The sequence below is a fragment of the Chengkuizengella sediminis genome, from assembly GCF_010078385.1.
GTDB classification, from domain to species: domain Bacteria; phylum Bacillota; class Bacilli; order Paenibacillales; family KCTC-33759; genus Chengkuizengella; species Chengkuizengella sediminis.
The window spans coordinates 155,462-167,662 of sequence record NZ_SIJC01000003.1; the positions used below are offsets into that span (position 1 = coordinate 155,462).

Genomic DNA, 12,201 nt, shown 5'->3' on the forward strand with positions numbered 1-12,201 from the left:
CGTTTTTATATCTATATTATAACTTAACAATGATATAATCCACCATAGCCCATAATAGTAATGTCTTCCTTTTCAATTTTCTCACCTGCACAGATTCGAGGCAACAATACATCAAAAGAGGTAAATGGATCATGCATCACACACCCTGGAAGCCCCATAATAGGTGTATCACCTAAATAAGCCATCATCAGCATAGACCCAGGCAACATCGGTGTTCCGTAACTCACCACATTTGCACCCGTTTGTTTTATTGCACCTGGTGTTCGATCATCTGGATCTACAGACATTCCGCCAGTAACTAAAATGAGATCAACATCTTCATCCTTAAAGGCTTGAATATGTTGTATAATCGATTCAGCATGGTCTGGTGAAAAACGCTGTTCTACGACTTCAGAGCCTAGATTGGCAATCTTCTGTTTTACAATAGGGCCAAACTTATCTTTAATTCGACCTGTAAATACTTCTCCTCCAGTTGTAATCAAACCCACCTTCATTTGACGAAAAGGTTTCACATGAATCAATGAGTCACTACCGTATTTTAATTTATATTGTTCGATCGTTTTTTTAAACTGTTCCAATTTCTCTTTGTTTACGATTAAAGGAATGACCCTTGTGCCAACGATCGGTTGATTTGCTTTAACTACTGTGTTATTTTTCAAAGTAGCTACTGCAATTTCATCAATTTGGTTCAATTCATTAATTAAATCCCCATTGACTTTAGCCAATCCATGGATTTTGGATTTTATGTTTACTTTTCCCTCTCTAGGTTCATTCAATTCGACATTTTCCCCATACAATAAGTTCGCCATCTGTATGGCTGCTTCATTTTCATGAAGATAACCGTTTTTTAAATTTAGAATATAGATATGTTCCTTGCCAATATCAAGCAGCTTAGGAATGTCGTCTTTTTGAATCACATGCCCTTTTTTAAATATTCTCCCCTTAAATTTACCTGGAATAATTTGAGTCAGGTCATGGGCCAATACCATTCCTATAGCATCCTCTGTACGAACTTCCAGCAGCATGTCATCTTTTGTCATGATTTATGTTCTCCCTCCACACCTGTAAGAATACCTAAAGCATGAGGTAGTTGATCAATGATCGCTTGCAAATTTTCATGCACACCTTTCGGACTGCCAGGCAAGTTAATAATTAAAGTTTTGCCACGTATGCCCGATGCAGCTCTGGACAACATCGCACGCCTCGTTTTTAACATAGAGGTTGATCTCATGACTTCAGCAAATCCAGGAACCTGTTTTTCAATTACTTCCAGAGTAGCTTCTGGTGTGACGTCCCTTTGGGCAAAACCAGTTCCACCTGTTGTTAAAATTAAATCTGCTGCGTGTTGGTCTGCCATTTCAATCAGTGTATTTTTGATCATATGTTGCTCATCAGGAACAACTTTATATTGGACGATGTCTCCATTCATCTCTTCTTCAATTAATTCCCTGATCACCTGAGCACTAATATCTTCTCTTTCTCCTCTGGAGCCCTTATCACTTGCTGTTAAAATGGCTACTTTCCAGCTCATTGGTCCCCACCTCCATTTACAACCTATGATAATCTCCGCTTTTACCGCCCGTTTTTTCAGCTAAATAAGTGGGTCCGATGACAATAGACTTTTCCAATGCTTTGCACATGTCGTATACTGTTAAAGCCGTTGCAGATGCAGCCGTTAATGCTTCCATCTCAACTCCTGTTTTTCCTATTGTACTCACAATAGCTTCAATATACAATTCGTCCTTGTCATTATCTGAAAAACGAATATCAATACCCGTTATCGGAATTGGATGACACATGGGAATCCATTCACTTGTTTTTTTAGCAGCAATAATGCCTGCAACCTGCGCTACAGCCAGGACATCGCCTTTTTTTATTTTCCCTTCCTTGATGGCAGTTAATGTAGTTGACTCCATCTTCATCGAAGTTTTTGCAAGCGCTGTTCTTTTAGTTTGATCTTTCTCTGAAACATCCACCATTCGTGCTCTTCCTTGTTCATTCATATGGGTAAATGTTTTTCCTTCTTCCAAATGGCATTTCTCCTTCATTTATATTCTATCTTAATTTTAAAATATTTAACTGCTAAACATGTTACAAATTCATTAAATGAAGATTAAATTTACTTCATCTTTCTGATTGTATATAACGTTTACTACAATAGTGCTCCTTTTTCTGTAATTACTTGATCCATCATATAATCATGTACTTCTATAGGCACGTATTCCACAATTTGAATTTCATAGCCAACAGCTATTTTAAACGGTTCTTTAAAACCTAATTTATCATAACGTGAAAAAAAACGATCGTAATATCCACCACCGAAACCTAATCTACCACCAGATTGATTAAAAGCAATTCCCGGAACAATCACAACTTCAATTTGAGATATATCGTGACAGGTATCCGTATCTGATTTAGGCTCCAATATTCCAAACTTCCCTACTTCAACATCATTAAGCTTTTTTATCAAATGAATTTCCATTTCATTATTTTGAACAACCTTCGGAAGAAAAACAGTCCCACCTGATTTCCAACACCAATCCATTAATGACGTTATATCCACTTCATTTTTAAAAGGCATGTACATCATTATGTTAATAGGTTGTTGCATATTTAACACTCTCTCAACATACCTAGTGATATGACTGCAGATTTGTATCGACTTTGTTGTCCTTTCCTTTAATGTGATTTGAGATCGGACTTGAAGCATTTTATTTCTCAATTCTAATTTCTCATTTATTATGGACATAAATCAAATGACCTTTCCACTTAAATTATTATAGAGGTTGTTTTTACACGGACTTATATGTATTACTATCGTTATTTTATCATGTATAACACAAAAAAACTCCTATTTGAAAAAGGAGTTAAACCAGATGTTTCTCTAACATTGTACTGGAAGTGGCATTTGTGAGCATCAGAATATATTCAATCTCAATACATCTCTGTGACTGAAACCTCTGCTACAACAGGCATGTGATCAGAAGCATCAGATTCAATCGTCCAGCTATCTAAAATGAGCAATCCATTATTTGCAAAAATATAATCTATCTCTAAGCCACTTAAAACAGTTGCGGAATCAGTACGGGAGCTTTGCCAAGTATCAGTTAAATCTTGCATAAGTGAGTTATCTGATGTCATATTAAAATCTCCCATTAAAATAATAGGGTGTTCTATGTTTTGTATCTGTAACATAATCTGAGTCATTTGTGATTCCTTTTCCTCGTACGTTAACCCAAAATGCAAATTTATGATCTCTATTAAACCAAGTGGTGTTTCTATTTCTACTAATATGGCACTTCGATCCTCAATGTCATTTGTTAGATAAATCATCTCCTTGGTAATGATGGGATATCGACTCAAAATTGCATTTCCATACTCCATAAAGCTAAACTGTAAGCTAGGAACAAAAGCCCAATACATATTTAATCTTTCCGCAATTTCCTCTATTTGATCCGCCATATCACTTCGAATATGAAATCGGTCGACTTCCTGTAAACCGACAATATCCGCACCAGAATCCTCAATCACCGAAATGATACGATTTATATCCACTCTGCCATCCAATCCTTTTGCATGTCTTATATTATAGGTCATTACATCTATTTGATTGTTGAAATCAGAAGACGACGCACTCACTACCTGTATTGATTTTTCTGAACTTAATTTTATATCCCGTGTAGAAGGATAAGAAAAACTAGAAGTCAATAAAATGAGTAATATAATAAATAGAAAGCGTTTACAAAAGGGCTTAGATTTCATATGTATCCTCCCTCTAGTTATTCTCTTTCTTTATATGATACATGAGCTAGTTCCCTTATCCTAATCATAAAATTTGGTAAGTTTGTGATAGCTTTGAAGTGAAGATGAATTTAAGTTACACTGAAAAGAAACTAAATACTAAATTATTGATTGTTTCTTATATATAATATAAATGATATGAAGGCAGAAGTATTGCAGGAGGTTGTAAAAATATGCTTGTACAAGCATCTAATATAAGCAAAAGTTATGGCATAGAAACCATATTATCAAATGCTTCCATACAAATAGAAAAACAAGAACGCATTGGCATTGTGGGTGTAAATGGCGCTGGTAAATCAACTTTTATGAAAATTATCGCTGGAGAGTTATCTCCAACATCAGGTGATATTTTTAAAGCCAAAGAGATTAGCATCGGATACTTAGCACAGAATAGCGGATTAAATTCTGATAAAACCATCTGGAATGAAATGTTATCGATATATGAACAAGTTCTAAAAATGGAAACAGAGCTTCGTTTGCTTGAGCAACAAATGTCTGATCCTCAGGTCATTGAAAACACAAAACTATACGAACAAACTTTAGAGAAATATTCTAAACTCTCAGATACTTTTAAGGAGCAAGGGGGTTATGAAATTGAGGCCAACATACGGGGTATTCTTCATGGCATGGGTTTCTCCAAAATCCCTGCCGATTCTCTAATCGAAAATTTAAGCGGTGGGCAAAAAACTAGATTAGCATTAGCTAAGCTGCTATTACAATCTCCAGACGTCATTTTATTAGATGAACCTACTAACTATTTAGATCTAACCACTTTATCTTGGCTGGAAAGTTTTTTACGTTCTTATGATGGTGCAGTCGTAGTCGTTTCGCATGATCGTTATTTTCTTGATGCCCTAGTGAATGTCATTTATGAAATTGAAAGAACAACAAGTAAAAGATATACAGGGAACTATACAAGATACTTAGAATTAAAAGCACAAAATCTTGAGATTGAAAGTAAGAAATATGAAAAACAACAGGCTGAAATTTCAAAAATGCAGGATTTTGTTCAGAAAAATCTAGCTAGAGCATCCACTACGAAAAGAGCACAGAGCCGTCGAAAAGCATTGGAAAAAATGGAAGTGCTTGATAAACCAATAGAAGGGTTAAAAAAAGCACATTTCACTTTTCAAGTCGACAAGAGAACAGGAAATGATGTGTTGAAGGTTAACGATTTATCTTTTGAATTTGAAGAAAACACCCCTTTATTTAAAAATGTAACCTTTCACTTATACAGAGGGGACTCTATAGCTTTGATTGGACCTAATGGAACTGGAAAGTCTACTTTATTAAATACGTTAATAAAAAAATATAATCCTACTTCAGGAACCATTGATTGGGGATCAAACATTAAACTTGGCTTTTATGATCAAGAACAAAAAAATTTAAACGAAAATAACACTGTACTTGATGAACTTTGGGATCAATATCCACATTTAGAGGAAAAACGAATAAGAACGGTATTAGGGAATTTTTTATTCTCTGGGGATGATGTTCTAAAAAAAATTAGTTCCTTAAGTGGAGGAGAAAAGGCAAGAGTTTCACTTGCAAAACTAATGTTACTGAACGCAAATGTGCTCATTTTGGACGAACCCACCAATCACCTTGATTTATTTAGTAGAGAAGTACTAGAATCTGCATTAATGGATTATGAAGGAACGTTATTATTTATTTCACATGACCGTTATTTTTTAAATAAACTTGCAGAAAAAGTATTCGAGCTTTCTCCCAATGGTATGACACATTTCCTGGGAAATTTCGATGATTATGTCGAAAAAAAAGCTGAACTTGAAGAAGAGAAATTAGAAGAACAAAACTCAAAACCTGTTCATAACAATAATAATGACGATCCGGAAAATAATAATAAGAACTCATATGAATTAGATAAGCAGAAAAAACGAGATGAACGTAATCGTACCAGAAGAATTGAAGCCTTAGAAAAATCCATTCATGACCTTGAAGAGGAAATAAGTGAAATTGAAAAAGACCTGGCAGACCCTGAAATATTTAATGATTATGTATTGGTTCAGGAAAAAACAGAATTGATGGATCAAAAAAAGGTAAAGCTGAAGGAAGATTATGAGGAATGGGAAACCTTGTTGTGATCGAAAATTCACAAATTTAACCATATTATAGTTGCCGTTAGTAAATATTATAATGTATAATGTGATTAAGAGATCCATATAATAATAAAAACCCGCAGATGTTGGTGCATCTACGGGGATTTTGTACAATAGCCGTTATATAAACGGTAAGCCGAGATCAAAAATAGACCGCAGCCTTTGGTCGAGGGCGGTCTATTTCTTTTTATGAAATGACAGCATTGCAACTACAAGAATTGCAAACGTAATCATCAAAGAAATAGATTCATATACAGTCATAAGCATCACCTCCTTTAAAAGAGGATTAGCCTACCGCCCTATACCAACTATTGTAACTATTATATTATACCACTACTTCTATATAATGGAATATCCATAATGGAATCTATTTTCTATCTAATAATCCATTTTAATTACCTAACTTTCCATTAAAATATCCTATAAAATGTAATTTTAGAAAGTGGTCAAGTCTACAACTAAATCTCTACTTTATTATCTCCATCATTCAACTTCAACAACAACATCGGAATAGCTACATACACAATCATGGTAGCTGCCGCTACGATACCAGAATCATTTAAGAAAAATACTGCAATGGTACCAATTGTTATTGAAGAAAAGCCAATCATTAAAGAATAATATTTATCATGCCATTTCTGAAACCTCCCTTTTGGTTTTAATACAAACAACACAATCACAACTAAACTAGTTAAAAATACTTTACTCCATGCTGACACTTGTATTAGATGCCAGTTCATAGATATCTTCCTGATCACAATATCTAAAGTTTGTTGCACATTTCCCCCAAATAATCCATTCATCGCTTTTCCGATGTGACTCACTTTATTCTGGTCAGTAATCAAAACGTCATTTAATACCCAAAGAACACTCAACGACACAAACCCTAATATCCCACAAAAAACAGCCAACTTCATCCAGTGAATGGACCTCAACCATTTTTCTTTAAAACACCTTATCCACAATATAGAAAATGTTACAATTGCAGTGATTGTACCTCCAGCATTTGTTCCTAAAAAAGGAGCTCCTAAATAGAATATAACAATCAAAAAATAACTTGTAATCAACCATTTTGTAACCCTTTCATATTTCAAGTAAGTCATATGAAAAATCATGGTAGCTGCAAGCGCAGTTGATCCGATCAGAACCCCCATAAATTCATTTCCAATCCCATAATATCTAGCACCTATCATCACATCATATCCTAATACAGAATGTTTCATAGCATAGGCACCAAATAAACCATCCAATAAAATCATGAAGGAAGTAGAAAAGCTAATGATTGTAAGCATCAAAATTATCGAGAAATACTGAAACATCATACTTAGTAAAAAGGTAACTAAAAGAAAAAATACAATTTGAATGAAACTAGATAGTCCTGAAAAATACCCCATCCAAAGCATGACAAGTGGGGCTATAAGTAATGATAACAAAAATGGTTTAATGAATTGCATCCCTTGATTCCAACCTCTTAAAACGACAAATAAACTAGCTATTAATACGATCACTTCAAATGTAACAAATGAATATAACAGCTTTGGTCTTAACTGATATATGTTTTGAATTTTCACTAACTCTTGAGCAAGCCAATGTATATCTTTCTGATCATTATCTTCAGATATCATTATATTTCCCATCATTTCAACTGGAATAGAGATTTGGAAAAAATTCAACAAACTTGGAGCGATATCCACATGTGAAAGAATTCCGTTTCGTTTTGTTGTAGATGAAGTGAGTAATCCAGGGGTAATTTGATGATCGTAATAAATAATTGGTGTTAACAACAGCTTTTCCTCTTTTGCATCACGATGTACTTGCGGTGAAAACACGAACAATGCATCTTCAGGATTCATCTCAGTTATGATTTTTCCTAAGAATTTATCCATTTCTTTTAAGATTTCTTGTTTTAACTGTTGAAAACGCTCTGGTAAATAATATGACTTATCCACATATAAACGATCTAAATCTCCTAATTCAATCAAAATCATGGAATTTGTCTTCACATTACTCAATTGTTCATAAATCCATTGATAATTCGTTTGTATTGAAAAGGGTCTATTTTCATTCATAGTTAAGGTTTCTGCTCCTATGTTTCCATAAGGAATTAACCCCCATTGATCCATTAACATTAGAGCGACCGATCTTTTTCTCCCGTCGTATGATTCATTCGAAACGATCCCCCTATCTCGATTACCATACACAAAAATATTTTTTTCATTTTGTTTCAAAGTTTCTCCTAACAAACCAATTTGTGTTTGATAACGATTATTTTCATTCATCTCATACAATAAAGAGATTTCAGGCACTAAAATCTCTTCATCTGTGTGTAAACTGCCAACATAACGAAAATATAATACTTGTGCACTCTCTTCATCTATTTTTTCATCCACATTGAGTGCTTTAATATCGGATCTACTTTCCGTAGGTACACCTGCACCTAGTGTTACATATACATCATTAATATTAGTTCCGCTTGTACGCATATTCACAGCGCCCACCCTGCTTTGTTCAAATAAAAAAGAAAATGAAGGCAGAGCTTGTAACTGTTCTGTGGAAAACTCATAAAACGATAAACTAGGGATGGATACCACAATCACTTTATTCTTTTCTTTTTCTGTAAATGTAGAAGCTGAAATTTCTTCAAAAACTAAAAAAACCATATTGAACGTAAATATGACAAGAATTGATATAAATATTTTTTTCCACAAATTAATTCACCTCTGTTTCAAAAAACAGCCGACCGTATTTCATCATCATCTCCAATTCCAAAGGGATACATACTGTCCACATTATCCACAACCTTATCCCCAAAGAAACATGTCGATTTACATCGATTTTACAGCCTTTTTACACAACATTTCAATTTATCCACATTATCCACAATTTGCTGTGTAAAACTTATCCTATATTTTCATCACATCCATGATTCAGCAATAACAATAGATCGAAGTACTTTTCCACATTATACACACCCTGTTGATAACATTGTGGATAATTTGTGAACTATCCGTGTTATTACACAGATCTAGTATAATATTGAATTGATATAATCATATTCTACTAAGTGCTCGTTTTAGAAAATAAAGGATATTATATTCACATGGAAAATGTACTTTTTCTGGAGGTGTTTTCATCGTATCATTGGGAACCTCTCTCTTTCTTGTCATCATCATTTACCTGATATTGATTATCGTAGGAGCAAACGCTTTAAATAATTCATCAAATGAAAAAGAATAACTTAAATGTTGTTTTACTTAAACAAAAACAAAAAAGACGCATTCATGCGTCTTTTCGTAGTTTCAATAAAAATCTTTATCACCATTTGTTAATTTTCTTACTTCGTCTTCTAACAATCGTATCCTTTTGTGTATTCTGTAAAAAATAGGAATATATAAAATTGATATCAAAATCACAGTCCCTAACATACAATCACCTCTTTAAAATAAAAAAAATGCTTTATAAAATTTAGTTTTATTATAACTTACTTATGACAAGCATTTCTATTACCTTTTAATCATTTCACATCCAGTTTTCTAAAGAAAGACGAGCTTCCGATTTCAAATCCATCGAACTGAAGTCTTGTTTTTCCCATTTTAAGAAAGCTGCTGCACCTATCATCGCCGCATTATCTGTACAAAGATCTAGAGGTGGGATGAGTAAAGGAACTCCCTCTTTGTCACAACGGGCTTGTAATGCTTCCCTTAATCCTTTGTTCGCCGCTACACCTCCTGCTAATAACAGCTGTTTCGCATCGTATTGTCTTACTGCTCTTAACGATTTTTCAACTAAAACATCAATCACTGAATTTTGGAAACCGAGAGCTATCTGTGCTTTATTTAAAACTTCCCTTTTCATTTTTGCTTGATTGATTACAGATAAAACGGCGGATTTTAACCCACTAAAACTAAAATCATATGAACCTGCTTCTAACCAAGCTCTGGGTAATTTAATTTCTGCATCAGATTCCTGTGCTAGTTTATCCACATATGGACCTCCTGGGTATGGTAAACCTAACGCTCTAGCTACTTTATCATAAGCTTCTCCCACTGCATCATCACGTGTTTGTCCTATAATTTCAAATGATCCAGGTGACTCCATATAAACCAATTCAGTATGTCCACCAGATACAACTAACGACATTAAAGGATATTCTAAATCGTGTACTAACTGGTTAGCATATATATGACCTGCAATATGGTGGACTCCAATCAGAGGTAGATCAAAAGCACATGCAAAAGCTTTTGCTGCAACCATGCCTACAATTAAAGCTCCAACTAAACCAGGACCCTGAGTCACAGCCACAGCTGATAAATCTTTTACATCTAAATTGGCTTGTTTAATCGCTTCTTCTATGATTAAAGTTATCGTTTCAACATGTTTCCTTGAAGCAATTTCAGGAACAACCCCCCCAAATTTCTCATGTGTTTCCATTTGACTTGAAACAATATTCGAACATATCTTTTTTCCATTTTGTACTATGGACACAGACGTTTCATCACAGCTCGTTTCTACTGCTAAAATTGTAATTGTCATTTTGCTCCATCCTTTTGGTTCAGATCTATCCACATAATCAGTGCATCCTCATGATTATCTGAGTAATATCCTTTACGAATGCCTGATTCATAAAATCCTAATTTTTTATAAAGATGAATCGCAATTTCGTTAGATACTCTTACTTCCAAAGTCATTTTCTTCATTCCTAGTGCCAATGCATTTTCTTTCATTTCCTGAAGTAATTGTTCACCCAATTTTTGTCCTCGATATTGATTACGGACTGCAATATTCGTAATATGTGCTTCATCTATCACTGTCCACATACCACCATATGCAGCAATGTTCCCATCTACTTCAATCACTTGATATTTTGCAAAATGATTGTTCAAAAGCTCATTATAAAAAGCTTGCGCCGTCCAAGGGGTAGTAAACACCTCAGATTCTATTTCATAAACTTGCTCAATATCAGATATCGTCATCGATCGACTTACTCGTTCCATGGTTTGTTTCCTTTCAACAACCTTATGTAGGGTTCCTATCATAAATTTCTTTCTGCCTCAGTCAACTGTGTATAGTTCGGTATAAAATGATGTGGTTCGTTTATTTTACTTTGATCCCATTGGCTTAAAGCCAAAAGTCCAATATCATAAGCATTCATATGTTTTTCAAAACAGTTCACTTTTTGACCAGAAATCTCTTCTAATGTGGATATCTCGGATTTAAAATCATCAACATCACCCACAAATGTAATTTGTTTTGAAGAGGATTGTGATTGAAGCTGATCATGGATTTGTTCAATCCACTTTTCCATCAACCTTATACCATCAGGTAATCTATTTGATCTCCCATGTTCTTTAAATTCATATACCCCTGTGTATACTTGTCCTCTTCGCGCATTTAATATTGGAATAATCCAGGGAAACGCTTCATTTTCACCCATTTCACTCTGTTTCATATCCCGATAAAGTCCATAAGATAAACCTTCTAAACTGGAAACTCCAAATAAAGGGATATCTAATGCCCACGCTAGTGTTTTTGCAACCGTAACCGCTATTCGAACTCCCGTATATGAACCTGGACCATGTCCAGCTGCAATGCAGTCCAAATCTTTCATCTTGAGATCCACATCACTGAGCAATTTTTGTATACAAGGTATCAATTGTGTTGAATGACTTCTTTCCGCTTTCACTCGAATTTCTTTTAAACATTGATCATTTTGTAATACCGCAACAGTGAGATCTGCAGTTGAAGTATCCATAGCGAGCATGATGTTATCGGATGTTTGATCTGTTTTCATGAAATCACCCCACTGTTTTTCAACTTTTCACACCAAGTTACATATAACTCACCCTTTGGAGTAATCTCAAATTTTCGCTCTTGATTACCTAAATGCGTAATGTATAATTCCAAACGATGTTCTGGAAGAAGTTCAGTAACTTTACTTGACCACTCAACTAAACAAACACCATTTCCAAAAAAATATTCTTCCAAACCTAATTCATCAGCTTCTTCTATAGATAAGCGATAAACATCCATGTGATACAAAGGCAGCTCCTGACCTTGATATTCTTTAATTAACACAAAAGTCGGACTGTTTACGATCTCAGTGATCCCCATTTCCTTTGCAAACGCCTGAGAAAATGTTGTTTTACCTGCTCCAAGGTCCCCATCTAATGTAATCACATTCCCTGCTTGTACTTTTTTTGCAATTTCTTGAGCTAGCCGCTTCGTATCTTCTTCTATTAAAGCATGAAATTGAAAACTGCTTGTTTGATTCAATGTATTC

At 34.4% G+C, this 12,201-nt stretch carries 12 protein-coding genes; 1 reads left to right on the forward strand and 11 read right to left on the reverse strand.

The window, feature by feature from the left end; genetic code table 11:
• Positions 1-23: 23 nt before the first annotated feature.
• The 5 genes from EPK97_RS07970 to EPK97_RS07990 form a co-directional block, all read right to left on the reverse strand.
• Positions 24-1,040, reverse strand: a complete 1,017-nt coding sequence (locus EPK97_RS07970; protein WP_162036094.1) for a molybdopterin-binding protein — start codon at positions 1,038-1,040, stop codon at positions 24-26.
• A complete protein-coding gene (mog, locus tag EPK97_RS07975) occupies positions 1,037-1,531 on the reverse strand; it encodes a molybdopterin adenylyltransferase (protein ID WP_162036095.1) in 495 nt (164 codons plus the stop codon). The genes EPK97_RS07970 and mog overlap by 4 nt, the downstream gene beginning before the upstream one ends.
• A 16-nt stretch (positions 1,532-1,547) precedes the next feature.
• Positions 1,548-2,030 (reverse strand): cyclic pyranopterin monophosphate synthase MoaC, encoded by a 483-nt coding sequence (gene moaC / locus EPK97_RS07980; RefSeq protein WP_276609479.1) that lies wholly within the window; start codon positions 2,028-2,030, stop codon positions 1,548-1,550.
• Positions 2,031-2,152: 122 nt separating this feature from the next.
• Positions 2,153-2,749 carry a 5-formyltetrahydrofolate cyclo-ligase gene (locus tag EPK97_RS07985; protein ID WP_276609480.1) on the reverse strand — a complete coding sequence of 199 codons (597 nt, stop codon included), beginning with the start codon at positions 2,747-2,749 and terminating at the stop codon, positions 2,153-2,155.
• A gap of 185 nt (positions 2,750-2,934) precedes the next feature.
• Positions 2,935-3,762, reverse strand: a complete 828-nt coding sequence (locus EPK97_RS07990) for an endonuclease/exonuclease/phosphatase family protein (protein WP_162036098.1) — start codon at positions 3,760-3,762, stop codon at positions 2,935-2,937.
• 212 nt (positions 3,763-3,974) lie between these two features.
• Here EPK97_RS07990 and EPK97_RS07995 point away from each other — a divergent pair, with 212 nt between their 5' ends.
• On the forward strand, positions 3,975-5,906 hold the full coding sequence (locus EPK97_RS07995) for an ABC-F family ATP-binding cassette domain-containing protein (protein WP_162036099.1): 1,932 nt from the start codon (positions 3,975-3,977) through the stop codon (positions 5,904-5,906).
• Positions 5,907-6,098: 192 nt separating this feature from the next.
• Here the strand turns inward: EPK97_RS07995 and EPK97_RS22555 are convergent, their stop codons facing one another.
• The 6 genes from EPK97_RS22555 to tsaE form a co-directional block, all read right to left on the reverse strand.
• Positions 6,099-6,188, reverse strand: a complete 90-nt coding sequence (locus tag EPK97_RS22555; protein WP_420826781.1) for a putative holin-like toxin — start codon at positions 6,186-6,188, stop codon at positions 6,099-6,101.
• 191 nt (positions 6,189-6,379) lie between these two features.
• On the reverse strand, positions 6,380-8,629 hold the full coding sequence (locus tag EPK97_RS08000; protein ID WP_162036100.1) for a hypothetical protein: 2,250 nt from the start codon (positions 8,627-8,629) through the stop codon (positions 6,380-6,382).
• 811 nt (positions 8,630-9,440) lie between these two features.
• Positions 9,441-10,454 carry a tRNA (adenosine(37)-N6)-threonylcarbamoyltransferase complex transferase subunit TsaD gene (tsaD, locus tag EPK97_RS08005; RefSeq protein WP_162036101.1) on the reverse strand — a complete coding sequence of 338 codons (1,014 nt, stop codon included), beginning with the start codon at positions 10,452-10,454 and terminating at the stop codon, positions 9,441-9,443.
• Complete coding sequence (rimI, locus tag EPK97_RS08010; RefSeq protein ID WP_240903733.1) at positions 10,451-10,915, reverse strand: ribosomal protein S18-alanine N-acetyltransferase; 465 nt, start codon at positions 10,913-10,915, stop codon at positions 10,451-10,453. The genes tsaD and rimI overlap by 4 nt, the downstream gene beginning before the upstream one ends.
• A 38-nt stretch (positions 10,916-10,953) precedes the next feature.
• The gene (gene tsaB, locus EPK97_RS08015) at positions 10,954-11,712 is read right to left on the reverse strand and encodes a tRNA (adenosine(37)-N6)-threonylcarbamoyltransferase complex dimerization subunit type 1 TsaB (protein ID WP_162036103.1); all 759 of its coding nucleotides are present in this window, start codon (positions 11,710-11,712) and stop codon (positions 10,954-10,956) included.
• Positions 11,709-12,194 carry a tRNA (adenosine(37)-N6)-threonylcarbamoyltransferase complex ATPase subunit type 1 TsaE gene (tsaE, locus tag EPK97_RS08020; protein WP_162036104.1) on the reverse strand — a complete coding sequence of 162 codons (486 nt, stop codon included), beginning with the start codon at positions 12,192-12,194 and terminating at the stop codon, positions 11,709-11,711. Before tsaE ends, tsaB begins: the two co-directional genes overlap by 4 nt.
• Between the last annotated feature and the right edge of the window lie 7 nt (positions 12,195-12,201).

Excerpts from the sequence above, each read along its gene's own strand:
- EPK97_RS07970 (WP_162036094.1), bottom strand. The coding sequence starts at position 1,040 with ATGACAAAAGATGACATGCTGCTGGAAGTTCGTACAGAGGATGCTATA.
- mog (WP_162036095.1), bottom strand. The coding sequence starts at position 1,531 with ATGAGCTGGAAAGTAGCCATTTTAACAGCAAGTGATAAGGGCTCCAGA.
- EPK97_RS07985 (WP_276609480.1), bottom strand. The coding sequence starts at position 2,749 with ATGTCCATAATAAATGAGAAATTAGAATTGAGAAATAAAATGCTTCAA.
- EPK97_RS07990 (WP_162036098.1), bottom strand. The coding sequence starts at position 3,762 with ATGAAATCTAAGCCCTTTTGTAAACGCTTTCTATTTATTATATTACTC.
- EPK97_RS07995 (WP_162036099.1), top strand. The coding sequence starts at position 3,975 with ATGCTTGTACAAGCATCTAATATAAGCAAAAGTTATGGCATAGAAACC.
- EPK97_RS22555 (WP_420826781.1), bottom strand. The coding sequence starts at position 6,188 with ATGCTTATGACTGTATATGAATCTATTTCTTTGATGATTACGTTTGCA.
- tsaD (WP_162036101.1), bottom strand. The coding sequence starts at position 10,454 with ATGACAATTACAATTTTAGCAGTAGAAACGAGCTGTGATGAAACGTCT.
- rimI (WP_240903733.1), bottom strand. The coding sequence starts at position 10,915 with ATGGAACGAGTAAGTCGATCGATGACGATATCTGATATTGAGCAAGTT.
- tsaB (WP_162036103.1), bottom strand. The coding sequence starts at position 11,712 with ATGAAAACAGATCAAACATCCGATAACATCATGCTCGCTATGGATACT.